Origin of the sequence: Ectobacillus antri (assembly GCF_003852715.1) — a bacterium.
Taxonomy (GTDB): domain Bacteria; phylum Bacillota; class Bacilli; order Bacillales; family Bacillaceae_G; genus Ectobacillus; species Ectobacillus antri.
The window spans coordinates 72,795-86,777 of record NZ_RIAV01000008.1; the positions used below are offsets into that span (position 1 = coordinate 72,795).

15 protein-coding genes are annotated in these 13,983 nt (G+C 36.7%); 12 read left to right on the forward strand and 3 right to left on the reverse strand.

The annotated features are described in order from the left end of the window. Nucleotide 1 precedes the first annotated feature (1 nt). From EEJ45_RS09835 to EEJ45_RS09875, 9 genes are all read left to right on the forward strand, one after another. A complete protein-coding gene (locus EEJ45_RS09835) occupies nt 2-178 on the forward strand; it encodes a twin-arginine translocase TatA/TatE family subunit (protein ID WP_124564689.1) in 177 nt (58 codons plus the stop codon). Nucleotides 179-243: 65 nt separating this feature from the next. Beyond that, nucleotides 244-978, forward strand: coding sequence for a twin-arginine translocase subunit TatC (gene tatC / locus EEJ45_RS09840; protein WP_245999869.1), 735 nt, complete (start codon nt 244-246; stop codon nt 976-978). Between the two features lie 154 nt (nt 979-1,132). Further along, a complete protein-coding gene (locus EEJ45_RS09845; RefSeq protein WP_124564634.1) occupies nt 1,133-1,384 on the forward strand; it encodes a DUF2535 family protein in 252 nt (83 codons plus the stop codon). A 315-nt stretch (nt 1,385-1,699) separates the two neighbouring features. Next, a complete protein-coding gene (locus EEJ45_RS09850) occupies nt 1,700-2,542 on the forward strand; it encodes a DegV family protein (RefSeq protein ID WP_124564635.1) in 843 nt (280 codons plus the stop codon). 89 nt (nt 2,543-2,631) lie between these two features. Beyond that, entirely contained in the window at nt 2,632-4,257 is a 1,626-nt protein-coding gene (locus EEJ45_RS09855) for a spore germination protein (RefSeq protein WP_245999870.1), read from the forward strand. A gap of 8 nt (nt 4,258-4,265) precedes the next feature. Further along, nucleotides 4,266-5,366: a GerAB/ArcD/ProY family transporter gene (locus EEJ45_RS09860; protein WP_124564636.1), complete on the forward strand. Its 1,101-nt coding sequence runs from the start codon at nt 4,266-4,268 to the stop codon at nt 5,364-5,366. Next, complete coding sequence (locus tag EEJ45_RS09865) at nt 5,363-6,502, forward strand: Ger(x)C family spore germination protein (protein WP_124564637.1); 1,140 nt, start codon at nt 5,363-5,365, stop codon at nt 6,500-6,502. The genes EEJ45_RS09860 and EEJ45_RS09865 overlap by 4 nt, the downstream gene beginning before the upstream one ends. Before the next feature lie 696 nt (nt 6,503-7,198). Beyond that, nucleotides 7,199-7,657 carry a helix-turn-helix transcriptional regulator gene (locus EEJ45_RS09870; RefSeq protein ID WP_124564638.1) on the forward strand — a complete coding sequence of 153 codons (459 nt, stop codon included), beginning with the start codon at nt 7,199-7,201 and terminating at the stop codon, nt 7,655-7,657. Nucleotides 7,658-7,718: 61 nt separating this feature from the next. Beyond that, a complete protein-coding gene (locus EEJ45_RS09875; RefSeq protein ID WP_124564639.1) occupies nt 7,719-8,291 on the forward strand; it encodes an SCO family protein in 573 nt (190 codons plus the stop codon). 33 nt (nt 8,292-8,324) lie between these two features. On the opposite strand, the gene EEJ45_RS09880 is transcribed toward EEJ45_RS09875, so the two are convergent. Beyond that, a complete protein-coding gene (locus EEJ45_RS09880; protein ID WP_124564640.1) occupies nt 8,325-8,783 on the reverse strand; it encodes an Hsp20/alpha crystallin family protein in 459 nt (152 codons plus the stop codon). Nucleotides 8,784-8,945: 162 nt separating this feature from the next. Here EEJ45_RS09880 and asnB point away from each other — a divergent pair, with 162 nt between their 5' ends. The 3 genes from asnB to EEJ45_RS09895 all read left to right on the forward strand — a co-directional run bounded on the left by asnB (nt 8,946) and on the right by EEJ45_RS09895 (nt 12,355). Beyond that, nucleotides 8,946-10,847 (forward strand): asparagine synthase (glutamine-hydrolyzing), encoded by a 1,902-nt coding sequence (gene asnB, locus EEJ45_RS09885; protein WP_124564641.1) that lies wholly within the window; start codon nt 8,946-8,948, stop codon nt 10,845-10,847. A gap of 222 nt (nt 10,848-11,069) precedes the next feature. Further along, a complete protein-coding gene (locus EEJ45_RS09890; protein ID WP_124564642.1) occupies nt 11,070-12,029 on the forward strand; it encodes a GNAT family N-acetyltransferase in 960 nt (319 codons plus the stop codon). 11 nt (nt 12,030-12,040) lie between these two features. Next, complete coding sequence (locus EEJ45_RS09895) at nt 12,041-12,355, forward strand: hypothetical protein (protein WP_124564643.1); 315 nt, start codon at nt 12,041-12,043, stop codon at nt 12,353-12,355. Between the two features lie 39 nt (nt 12,356-12,394). Here the strand turns inward: EEJ45_RS09895 and EEJ45_RS09900 are convergent, their stop codons facing one another. Both EEJ45_RS09900 and EEJ45_RS09905 read right to left on the reverse strand, forming a co-directional pair. Then, nucleotides 12,395-12,859, reverse strand: coding sequence for a hypothetical protein (locus EEJ45_RS09900; RefSeq protein ID WP_124564644.1), 465 nt, complete (start codon nt 12,857-12,859; stop codon nt 12,395-12,397). Nucleotides 12,860-12,865: 6 nt separating this feature from the next. Further along, complete coding sequence (locus tag EEJ45_RS09905) at nt 12,866-13,867, reverse strand: DUF3231 family protein (RefSeq protein WP_124564645.1); 1,002 nt, start codon at nt 13,865-13,867, stop codon at nt 12,866-12,868. Between the last annotated feature and the right edge of the window lie 116 nt (nt 13,868-13,983).

A 13,983-nucleotide genomic window follows, 5' to 3' on the forward strand; every position in this document is an offset into this window, starting at 1 on the left:
TATTATGCCAAATATCGGATTTCCAGGCCTGATTTTAATCTTGCTAATTGCATTAGTTGTATTTGGGCCGAAAAAGCTGCCGGAGATTGGAAGGGCTTTCGGTGAAACTTTGAAGGAGTTCAAGCGTTCAACAAAAGATTTACGAGAAGACGCGATAGAAGCAAAAGAAAAACAATAATGTGGTAAAGGGATGTAGGAGACGTTTTCTTGCATCCTTTTTTCAGAAATGAGCGGGTGAGACACATGCAGGAAGAAATGAGTGTTGTAGAACATTTAAGTGAGCTAAGAAAGCGTTTAATTATTACAGCGCTAACTTTTATAGTATTTATGGCAATTGGATTTACATATACAAAAGATATATATAGCTTTTTAGTAAAAGATTTGGATGTTCCACTCGTAGTGTTGGGACCAGGTGACATTTTATGGATTTATTTCATAATTGCTGCTGTATTTGCCTTTATATGTACCATTCCGATTGCCGCAGTACAAGTGTGGTTATTTGTAAAGCCGGCATTATTGCCGCATGAGCAAAAAATGACGCTTCTTTACATACCTGCGTTATTTATCCTTTTTGTGGGTGGCCTTTGTTTTGGTTACTTCATTATTATGCCAACTGTATTTTCCTTTTTACTAAGCTTAGGAACCGATATGTTTCAAGAGATGTTTACAACAGAAAAATACTTTGAATTTGTCATGAATATGACTCTGCCGTTTGCAGTGTTATTTGAATTGCCAGCGGTAGCAATGTTTTTAACAAGCATTGGTTTATTAAATCCAATTGCATTACAGAAAATTAGGAAGTATGCATACTTTGTTTTGATTGTTATTGCGGTATGCATTACGCCACCCGATTTTTTATCTGACTTTCTTGTTTCAGTACCTTTATTGCTTATCTATGAGTTAAGTATAGCATTGTCAGCTTATGTGTATAGACGGAAAATAAAAAAAGCAGCACAAGATATAGTGGAAAATGCCTAATTAGTAGGCGTTTTCCACTTTTTTTGTTATACTATCTATGAAAACGCATACAATATAGTGGATAGAAAAAATAATTTCCTGCTAAATTTAGACAAACTTTGCACTTGTCTTTATTTATACTAAATATAACTCCACAAAAAAGAGGATTGATATCGTGATTATGAAAAGTTTCTATTTCACTCACCTTACAGGCATGTGTGTTAAAATTGTAGAAATCCCCGTCTTAGAATCACAACATCCTTTTGCGTTTCAAATTAATGCGCGTCTTCAATTATTTATTTCTAAAATTCAAAAACAAAAAAATCCAAATTTTAGTTATTCTTTTCGTGAGTACTTGCGTAATTCGATGAAATGGTCAGAATATTCGCGTGTATATGAGGTGAACACCCTAGAGAAAAATGCCTAGACGTAAAAAGAGGTTGAGACAACAGGTTTTCAGCCAAAGGAAAATCCGAACTATTATTCGAAATTCTCTACACAGAATTCGATTTAGCTCGGATTTTTCCTTTATGAGTGTTATTTATTCTCTATTCTTTTGGCTTTATAGTTACATGATTCAGTTATGTCCCAGCCTCTTTTTGTATATAGGTGCTACTTATAAAAGAGAATGCAGTTCATAAATGGATAAGTATATTTTGAGGAATTTGGTAAGTAATTGTTGAAAGCGGTGCAAATACTAGTATAATAACAAGGAGAGTGTACCGGAAAGGAACGAAGAATAATGACAAAAATTAAGCTTGTGACAGATTCCACAGTAGATTTATCTGATGATGTAATTAAACAATATGATATCCATGTGATTCCTTTATCCATTACTATAAATAATGAGACATACTTAGACCGTGTTGACTTGACACCACAGCAATTCATTGAAAAGATGCAAGTATCAAAGGAGTTGCCAAAAAGTTCCCAGCCGGCTATCGGTGCGTTTGTAGAGTTGTATGATCGGTTGGGTGAAGATGGTAGTGAAGTATTGGCAATCCATATGACGAGCGGTATGAGTGGAACTTTTAATACGGCGAAAAGCGCAGCGGCGATGACAGATACAAAAGTTACAGTGGTTGATTCTACATTTATGACGCATGCGATGGCTTATCAAGTGATTGAAGCCGCTAAAATGATTCAGCAAGACAAAACGCTTGAAGAAATTTTAGAGCGTGTGGAAGAAGTACGCAAGAATTCACATTTATATGTTGTAGTTGATACACTTGAGAATCTAGTGAAGGGCGGACGTATTGGAAAAGGTAAGGCTTTTCTTGGTTCATTGTTAAATATTAAACCAATTGCAAATTTAGCAGATGGTGTGTATACGCCTGTTACAAAAGTGCGCAGTCATGGACAAGTAGTAAAAACTTTGGTGAAAATATTAGCAGAAGATACAGCTGGTAAAACGATTAAGGCGGTAAGTATTCCGCATGCGGAAGCTTTGCCACTTGCACAAAGTTTAAAAGAAGCAATTGAAAAAGTAACAGGATTTCAGAATACACAAATCTTTTATACAACACCGGTTATCAGTACACATACAGGTGTAGGAGCAATCGGCTTTACGTATTTTGCTGAGTAAGGGAGGGAAACCTCTCTTTTTTTTTGTCAAAAATGGTTAACAAGGCAAAGTGTGGGAAATATAAGAAAAAAACAAAAGAGGGATTGATTATGTTTTTTCGAAAGCGACGCAAAAAGCAAAAATCATTACAAAAGCATAATCAGGTAGAAATGTTTGAAGTAAAACCTACGCAAGATTATGTGATAGATCATGGGAAAACAGAGCGCGCGAAACAATCTATAGATACAAATAGCAATGAAGCGCAAGTGGAGATAGACAATGGAGAGTTGAGCAAGCAAATTAAAAAGGCAATGAATGAAAGTCCAGACCTGCAAATTCGCAGCCTTTACAAAGAAAGTCGCCTCATTACCATCTTTTTTATGAAGGGTGCAATTAACGAACAGGCACTTCATGAAGATGTACTAGCTATTATTATGAAATTGTCAGCACAACATATTACAAATGAAGAGTTAAAGAGTAACATTCCCATTAGTCGTATACAAGTGAGTCATCAAGTTACAGAAATTTGTAGTAATTTAATGGATGGTTGGATTTTTATTCATATTCAAGATGAACAAGATGGTTTGCTGTTTAATTTGTCGCAACCGCAATATCGACCGTTATTTCAATCTATGAACGAAGCAAATGTTTTAGGGCCGAAGCTTGAGTTTACAGAATCATTGGAAACGAATGCACAAGTACTAAGACAATTAATTAAAGATGAAGACTTGGTAATGGAATCCTATACGCTGGGGCGACGTGCTCCAAAAGAAGTTCGAATTACCTATATGAAAGGTATTGCAGATGAAGAAAATGTAAAAACCTTTCGGGAACGAATTCAGAGTATAGACGTTGATGACATATTAGATAGCTCAGTCTTGATTCAGCTGATTGAAGAAAATGTATACTCATTGTTTCCGCAGTTTATTATGACAGAACAACCACAACGTTTTGCATATTCTGTTTTGGGCGGACGGATTGGCGTTCTAGTGAATGGAAGCCCAATGGCTGTATTGGGACCGGTAACATTCTTTAGTTTTTTTGAATCGACAGAAGACCTATATTTTCGCTGGAATGTGAGCACATTTTTTCGACTACTTCGTTTCGTAGCAGTATTTATTTCCATGGCGTTTACACCTGTATATGTCGCAGCCTTAACCTATCACTATGAAGTTATTCCTTCTGCATTGTTAGTTTCACTAGGACAATCACGTGCTAACGTCCCTTTTCCACCTGTCATGGAGGCACTTATATTAGAGGGGGCTATTGAACTCCTTAGGGAAGCGGGTGCACGTTTGCCAACAAAAGTAGGCCAAACAATTGGTATCGTAGGAGGTATTGTTATTGGGCAAGCGGCGGTACAAGCGGGACTGACAAGTAACATTCTCATTATTGCGGTAGCTCTAAGTGCACTGGCTTCATTTACATCACCAAATTATGTCATGGGTACAGTAATCCGAGTAATTCGATTTCCGCTTATTATTTTAGCCGGTATCGCCGGGGGAGTTGGTCTCACTTTTGGTCTTACCTTTTTGCTCATTCACTTATTAAAGGTGACCAGTTTAAATCGGCCATATCTGGCCCCGATTTATCCATGGCGCTTTCGGGATTTAACAAAGAGCATCATTCGAATTCCGCATTTGTATAGTACAGAGCGGTCTAGTTATAACAATCCCCAAGATAAAGTAAAATTAAAAGAAAATCGCAAGAAGCAGAAAAAAGATATTGATGAGTAGGGAATAACATGGAAAAAACAATTCCAAAGCATTTAATGTTTTCGAGTGGTCTTTTGGTTATCGTAATTCATACCTTGCAGATTGGTATTGGCGTTACGAGTTTTTCACGTTTCGTATTCCGGTATGCAAAACAAGACGCCTGGATATCTGTACTATTGGCAGGTTTAGTAGCGCATGTTGTTGTGTTTATCATTGTACAAACCCTAAAGCGATTTCAAGGGAAAGGTTTGTTTGAAATCCATATAGATTTATTTGGTAAATGGGTTGGGAATATACTTAATTTTGTTTATATTTTATATTTATTTGGTTATGGAGTAACATATATCACGAATTATTACTCTTTTGTGGGTGAATATTTAATGCAGGATATACCAATATGGTTTATTTCTACAATTATGATCATTCTGACTATTTACGCAGTCAAAGGTGGCATACGAGTTGTAATTGGTATTAGTCTCACCACGTTTTTACTTACGTTTTGGCTTTTTTTTGTAGCTTTACAAACATTACAATATTTTGATTGGTTGCATTTTCTACCGATTTTTGAAGCGAGTCCGCACAATCTGTTGCAGGGTATGTATGAAATGTCATTTTCCCTAACAGGATTTGAACTATTGTATTTTCTCTATCCGTATGCAGGAACAAAGAAAACAGTTCATCGTTATGCGCAGTTCGCTATTTTTTTAACAAATGTGGTTTATTTGTACACTATTACAATTACTATTGGCTTTTATTCAGATGAAAGTTTGCTAAGAACAATTTGGCCAACATTAAATCTTTTTAAGTCTGTTAACTTTCCCTTTTTAGAGCAATTTGAAGTAGTTCTTATTTGTATGATGATGCTAGTGCTATTACCCAATATGAGTACTTTGGTATGGGTAGTAACAAAAGGGCTTAAAGAAATTTTTACAATAAAACAAACAACAGCTTTATATATAGTTGGTATCGTTATGTTTTTCATCACGCTTTTCTTTAAATCTCGAGCTCAAATTGGCGACTATACAGAGTTTTTTAATACAGTAACCTTCATTGCTTCGTTTATATATCCGGTTGTATTGTTCGTTGCAACATTGCTTATACAAGCCATTAGAAGGAGGAGGGCAATTTGAAAAGATTGATTATTGTTTTAGTTTGCTGCACAATCATCCTTTCCGGTTGTATTATCAAAAAACGAGCGTTAGAAACATTGGGGCTGGCTACTGCAATTGGCCTTGATAGGGAAGAGAATGACAAAGTGCGTGGAACAATTGTTTTACATCATTTTGGTTCTAAACCAGAAGATGTAGCGCAGCAGTTAACAAGTATAGCTGACACGAGCAAAGGATTATTTAAATATATGAATTTAGAAACTAGTGATCGACTTGTGACTGGGCAGCTTCGTGTGGCTATATATGGAAAGGAATATGCAGAAAAGAGGGAGATTGTACGGCAAGTAGAAACTTTAAAACGTGATGCAGCCACACAAACTAACATGTACCTGGCAATCAGCAAAACAACAGCTAAAGATATTTTATATCAGCCACAAGAGCAAGAGCATTCTAAAAATATGGGTACGTATTTATACAAAATGATTCAACAAAACATTGAAGACGACAGTGTTATTTCTTGCACGGTCCAAGAATTCTTGCGGGATTATTATCAAGTGGGGAGAGATCCAGTTTTGCCACTTTTAGAAAAAAGAAAGGATTTTGTGTTAATTGACGGTTCGGCATTGATGTACCGTGGGAGATTAGCGGGTCATATTACTGCTGCAGAAACATTTTATATAAAAGCGTTACGAGAAGGATACAAAGGATTTGGCTCTATTGATGTGAAATTGCCGACTGAGCCATTTAAAAAATTTTACGGTGAGAAAGGAGACGAATTTCCTTTACTTGTTAACTTGCAACAGGTAAAAGTAAAGCCGAAATTGAAATTAGTACAACAAAACGATCCAATTTTCGATGTGGATGTCAAAATGACTGCCAATATAGCTGCTTTAAGTCAGCCTATTGACCTTGGTAAGCCCGGTGTATATAAAGTATTTGAAAAAGAGCTTGGCAAAAAAATGGAGCAGCATTTTTTAAAGGAAATTGAAAAGATGCAAAACATGAAAGTAGATCCAATAGGGTTTGGAGCCGTTTATGACGCTTCCGTACGGCACTTGACTTTACGTGAGAAGCAATGGTATAGCGATTTATATCCAAAAACAAAATTTAATATTAAACTCAAGCTAACAATCGCAAGATCAGGTGTTCTTAACTAATAAGATAATAAATAATGAGTGTAAGAAAAGCGGCTGTGCTGTACATAAAACGTTTTTGTAGATATGACATAAAATCCCTCCTGAAGCTTTTTCTATATAGAATGTTCAGGAGGAGTGTATTGTTATACGTGTGGAACAAATTTTGTGTAATCTTAATCTCGTCATAGCACGTGTTTGACCCTGTAACAAGGCGTGTAAGCATTTAGGAGGTAACTAGTGGCTTTCACAAGGCAGTAGTCAATTGTTCTAAGCTTCTTGTGACGTTTTGTCAGCAAGCGCAAATGCACCGATAGGGATAAAATGGGTTGCATCAAGATCTTTGTAGGCACATACTAACGTTTTAGAAGTCATATAAATATACTTCATAAACTCTGGTTCATAAGCACCAAGGTTCATTAAAACAATAGCAATTTGAAACTGCTCACGTCTATCACGAAAACTCCGAAAATATGCAGTATCCTCACCAAAATAAAACGGTTTCGGACTCGTTTTTCATTACCCAGCCCCAGTGTGAGTGATTTAAATCAAAAGGTGTACAGCGTATCTAATGCTGTGCGGATAAGAAGTGAAACCTTATTGCTTTTCAGTTTATTGCATACGAGTAATACGAGACAAATAGCAAAATCCTTTAAATTACTATTCAAAAAGTATAAAATTACAATTAGCTTGTATTTACAAACGTATCGAGGTGTAGAAATGAATAAAGAGGAAGTTATTACGCATATGGCACAATATATCAAGTTGGTACGACTTGAAAGTGGTTATACACAAGAAAAAATGGCTGAAATTTTAGGGATTTCTAAGAAAACCCTTGTACAAATTGAAAAAGGCCGTATATCACCGGCGTGGTATACGGTTGTAACTATTTGTGCATTATTTCGCGACAGCGAGATTTTACGCATTCAATTTGGTGATGATGCACTTGATACCTTAACAAATCTTGCACGGCAACATGTAGAGTATAGAAAAGAACGAACAATGGGCGGTAAAGTGTGGTGGAAAGAGATTCAAAGAATGAGTTCGTTTCGATTGCAACAAAACATAATCAGTCAACATTATCGTATTTTAGATGATGATGATTATCGATGGTATAGTACATTTGATAAGGCAGAAGCGATAAAGGAATTGACAAAATTGTGTCAAGGAAGTGAATAGGTTGGGAATGCTAGATGTTTTTGATACACTGTAAGAGAAGTTGCAAAAAAGGAGAATCAACATGATGCGTACAAGGATATTAGGGGTGCTTGCTATTCTGCTTGTCATAACAGGATGTACAGGTGCGAAAATTCGTGATCCATTAAATTGGAAAACAGAATCGTTTCAATACATAAATCAAGAGGGAAAACCATTTGGCTCTAAAGATTTAAAAGGCAAGGTTTGGATTGCCAGCTTTATCTTTACCAGCTGCACCACTGTTTGTCCGCCAATGACAGCAAATGTGGCCCGTTTGCAAAAAATGACTGCTGAAAAAAACTTAGATGTTGAGTTTGTTTCGTTCAGTGTAGATCCTACGGTTGATACACCCGAGGCGATGCGATCATTTGGTGATAAATTTGCGGCTGATTATAGCAATTGGAACTTTTTGACCGGCTACACACAACAAGAAATCGAGTCTTTTGCAAAGAAAAATTTTCAATCATTTATTAAAAAACCAGAAGGGGAAGATCAAGTTATTCATCAGACCTCCTTTTTTCTTGTCAGCGATGGAGTTGTCATGAAAAAGTACAGTGCTGTGGAAAACACACCGTATGAAGAAATATTGCGTGATATAGAGCGCTTGACGCAGTAAGGGATGCCATACATGGCATCCCTTACTATACTATTATTCAATTGTCAAGATATCAGATTGTACAACGACTTTCGGTGCACGCACTTCCAAAACACCATTATAGTAGGATGCTTTTGCAGCTTTCTTTTGGATAGGGTAAGGTAATTTAATAATGCGGGTCGCTTCTGTAATAGAGCGTTCTCTTCGATAATAGTTGTTACCGTCTACTTCTTCTGCAATATCGTCTTGCACGGAGATCTGTAAATACTCTCCTTGAATCTCAAGTTTGATTTGATTTTTAGCAATACCCGGAAGCTCAGCTTTTATAACAAGATCATTTCCTGATTCATATAAGTCCACTGGAAATGTAAGCAGGCGATTGCCTTTTTGGAAAAAGTGATTCATTTCAGCGATAAGACCGCGCAATGGGGTTTGCTCAAAAAACTCATCAATTTGCTTTAAGTAATTTTTAATTTGTGAACGAGACGGGTGATTTTTATTTTCTTCGCTCATCGTAATACCTCCCTCAAGTGAATCTGCAATATCATATGATGAAGAGGCCTAAACGTGATACATTTTTTAAACAACATTTTTGGTTTTTCTCGCTTGATTGTCATTCTTATGCTAGTATAAATAAGGTTGATATGGATTTTATTATAGAAAGAAGGTAAGGCTATGTGTGGCTTTGTAGGTTGCTTATACGAGAAGCCTAGAGAACTTTCAACTGAAGAAATGCAGCAGTTTGAAACGATGAATTCAATTATTTTTCACCGCGGACCGGATGATGAGGGATACTTTAGGGACGAGCATGTTCAATTCGGATTCCGTCGCTTAAGTATCATTGATATTGAAGCGGGACATCAACCGTTAACATATGAAAATGAACGCTATGTGATTATTTTTAATGGTGAAATTTACAACTACGTGGAGTTGCGGGAAATGCTGCTAGAAAAAGGAGCAACGTTCGCGACGCATTCCGATACGGAAGTAATTATTGCGTTATACGCGCACATGAAAGAAAAATGTGTAGACTATTTGCGCGGCATGTTTGCGTTTATGATTTGGGATCGCGAAGAAAAGCGTTTATTTGGTGCTCGTGATCATTTTGGTATTAAGCCGTTATTTGTTGCGGAAGAAAGCGATGCAATCTATTTTGCTTCTGAAAAGAAAAGCATTGTTCACGCCTTACAGGATAAGGGTGTAAATGTTGCGTCCTTGCAGCATTACTTTACGTATCAATACGCACCGGAGCCTGCTTCCTTGACAACAGATATTAATAAGATTGAACCAGGTCATTACTTTGTGAAGGAGCCTGGCAAACCATTAACAACTCATCGTTACTGGAAACCGTATTTCAAGCCATCTGGTGAGACAAAAGAGCAACATATCGCAAATATTCGTGACGTATTGTATGATTCTGTTAAAATGCATATGCGCAGCGATGTACCGGTTGGTTCTTTCTTATCAGGCGGTATTGATTCGTCCATTGTGGTATCTATTGCAAAAGAATTTAATCCAAACTTACTTACGTTCTCTGTCGGTTTTGAGCGCGAGGGTTTTAGTGAGGTAGATGTTGCAAAAGAAACAGCAGAGAAATTAAACGTTAAAAATCATAGTGTCCTTGTTACGCCAGAAGAATTTATGAACGAGTTCCCTAAAATTATGTGGCACATGGACGATCCACTTGCAGATCCAGCTGCAGTGCCATTGTACTTTGTCGCGAAAGAAGCGCGTAAGCATGTGACGGTTGTATTATCTGGTGAAGGTTCTGACGAATTATTTGGCGGATATAATATTTATCGTGAGCCAAATTCATTAAAGATGTTTCAATACATTCCAGAACCTGGTAAACGTGTGCTAAAGGCACTAAGTGGCGCTTTACAGGAAGGATTTAAAGGAAAGAGCTTTTTAGAGCGCGGATGTACACCAATCGAAGAACGCTATTATGGAAATGCGAAAATCTTCCGAGAAGAAGAAAAGCAACAGTTAATGCGTTCTTACAATAACGCAATTCGATATACTGATATTACTAAACCACTTTACAATGAAATCGAAATGTATGACGATGTAAGCAAAATGCAATATATTGATATGTTTACTTGGCTTCGCGGTGATATTTTAGTAAAAGCAGATAAAATGACGATGGCACATTCACTAGAATTGCGTGTCCCGTTCTTAGACAAAGAAGTGTTTGATGTAGCATCTAAATTGCCAACAGAGCTGAAAATTGCAAACGGTACAACAAAAGCGATATTGCGTGAAGCAGTGGAAGGAATTGTACCAGATCATGTATTGAATCGCAAAAAGCTCGGTTTCCCTGTACCAATTCGTCATTGGTTAAAAAATGAAATGCGAGATTGGGCAACGACAATTATTAAAGAGAGTGCTACAGATCATTTAATTGATAAGCAGTACGTTTTAAATCTATTGGATGCACATTGTGCTGGAACAGCTGATTACAGTCGTAAAATCTGGACGGTTTTATCATTCATGGTGTGGCATCAGATTTATGTTGAACACAAGTATGACACAAGCAGTTTTCAAGAAGCAACAAAACACGCGTATATGAACGTATAAAGGGGAGTGTGTCCAAGAACGATTTTTTTCATTCTTGGGCACACTTTTTATTTATACATATTTGTAAATTTCATGTACTGTAATAAAATTTTAAATTAAAAAAATTTTTTTATAAAACTATATATAACTGCTTATAGAAACTAGTCCATAATTCAATCATAAATGCTTGTTCTTTGTGATACATTTATATTAACATGATAAGAAAACACCTATGGAGGACATATGTTTACTTTTGAACCAGTAACAGAAGAGTATTTTGAGGTTGTAAAAGAGATTGTAAATTCAAACGATGTATATAATACGTTAGAGAATGGGTGCGGGTTTCGCACAAATGATGAAATTCAGGAAGAATTTTTCCATAATGACAATAATCGTGTGACCTATTTTATCAAAGCTGACGAAACATATGTTGGTTTGGTTGAATATATGAAGCGAAATGAAAAAGATGGCTGTACATGGTTGGGGCTATTGATGATTCATCGTGATTATCAAGGCTACGGCTATGGAACCAATGCGTATTATATGCTAGAGGACATGTGGAAACAGCAAGGAGTATCGTCTGTACGTTTAGCGGTAATAAGAGAGCATGAGCAGGCAAAACGCTTTTGGGAACGTCTTGGTTTTTCTTTTTATGCACAAAAGCAGTCTACAAGAGGGATTACCGTTGATTGCTTAGAAAAGAGTTTTTCTGCTCCTGTTGTTCTTCGAAGAGGAGAAGAGAGAGATATACAAGAAATTACCAATATATATAATGATGCAGTTCTGCATACAACTGCTACCTTTGATTTAGGAGTAAAATCGATAGAAGAACGTATGATTTGGTTTTCAAAATATAATGATAGATATCCCTTGCTTGTCGCGGAAAGGCTAGGGAATGTAATTGGCTACGCATGTTTATCTCCATTTCGTGAGAAAGAGGCGTATAAGCAAACAGTTGAAATATCTGTCTATGTTCATAAAGAAGCACGAGGAATGGGGGTTGCTAAGCAGCTTGTTGCACGTATCATTGATATGGCAAAAGAAGCTGGATATCATGTCATTATGGCGGGAATTACAAAGGGAAATGATGCAAGTGTGCGTCTTCATGAACAATTTGGTTTTACACATGTTGGGACATTTCGTGAAGTAGGATATAAATTTGGAAAATGGCAAGATGTTATGTTTTACGAGTTACTCTTATAAGAAAGGGGTAGGTGACAGTTTTAAGTATCATGTGCGGCGTCATTTGTTTATTGATGGCTGAGTGGATTCATATACGTTTGGCACGCGTATTGCGTCAGGTAGGTGCTCCCTTTGAATGGCAGCATTTACCTTTATTTGGGATTATGTTACTGTCGTTGTATGCTATACTGCGTCTCATGGTACTATCACCTTCTGTATCACTTTGCTTAAAATTCGGTATTATTTACAGCGCTACCGGTGCTCTTTTTTTGTTGTTTTTATTTTTTATTAAGGTTTTACATTATCAAACCTACATATTTCTGGTAAACTGGCTAAGATGTGACTAATGTCAGGACACGCAACAGCCCCCATTTTTATAGTGGGGGCTAAGTATGTTCGCGCTGCTGTATATATATACAGGTTCGTAAAATTAGATAGCCGATAAATAAACCAATAAAAAATGATAAAATAGGCAACCAAATCGGACCTAATAATACTCCGAACAGCTTTAAACGTGCAGAATACATGAGTCCTATAGTTGTACTATAGGCTGATGTGGCAAGCGGAATAGCCGAAAAAGCACATTTTCCTCCACCGGCGTCTCGAAAGGCATCCCAAATGGCAAACGAATATACACAGGGATAAAACATTAACCATTGATAGTTGGTTTGCTGGATTGCTTTTTCAATTTCACCATTAAAGCTTAATAAAATAATTTCATTAAAGTTAGCCTGTACATTGATGAGAAATTCTAAAAAAATAAATAAAATACCTTTAAGATACTTACCATTTAATAATTGTCCAAAACCGGGAAGAGCAACACTCCATAACACTGCCTGTAGTTTTCCCACATGCCTCTAGCCTTTTGCGAGTTCGTCACGGTTAGGTGACATAGGGGGTTCTTCTACCCATCCGTGTTTAATCATCAAATTCGCTCCATCTTCTGCAAAACTCCCGATTTCAGTCATCAACCGTGTGTACATAACCGCTATATCCCTTCTTGGACTTGATGCAATACTTGCTCCGTAATAGCCCATTCCCAATGAAATTAATGCTGTAGTTTGAAATGTCATTAGTTTATCAGAAAACGGGGCTACTGTGGAAGCGGATACTTCTGTATCCCATCGCATCGGAGCTGGTACATCATCTTTTCTCATCAAAGTAGTGAAAATATCAATATGTTTAGAGGCAATTTCTTTTCCACGAACCATCAAATGTCTAACACCTTCTGCTTCTGCAGCTTGACTAAAGGCTATCATAGTTGCCACACCTAATGCATTGCGTTGGATGTTTGCATAAAGGTGCGTAATTTCTAAAGCGGTTAAAGATCGCTTTTCTCCTAAAAATCCCGTTAAAAATTTTTGTTTTTTTACAAAATCAATTGTTGCCGGGATAGGTAAAAATGGAGGTCTCACGTATAGGCCCTTATGAAGCATAATAGTATTAGCACGCTTTATTAGTTCAACAGACTCCATTAGACATGCTTGAAAGTAGTTGAAAATATCATCTTTGGTTGCCAATGAAACTGCCATGCCATATGCGTTTAAGCCCGTTTTACCAAGCTGTGAAATAAAATTAATGCAGTATGTATCAGAAAATAGTTTGGGTGCATCTAAGTTTAAATCTTCAGCTTCTGTAAATCCATGAGGCAACGGGTAGTCAGCTTCTTGAAAAAAAGTAGTTAGCTTTTTGATGTGTTGCTGTGAAATTTCTAGAGCATATTCTAAAACAGCATGAATTTCCTTATCTTCTGCATGTACCAAAAGTGATCGCAGCATACATATAACAGCACTATCATTCATGTAAGAGGACCATATTTGGGAAGTTTCTGCGGATGACAACTTTACATTATGTTCCATGAATGCCTCCTAACAGCTTTGTTGCCATTAGATTGCCTAAAGTCATACACATTTATTCTTATGAACTGGATAGAAAGAAAGAGCTAAAAGGAGTATTATCACAATATGTCGAAAAA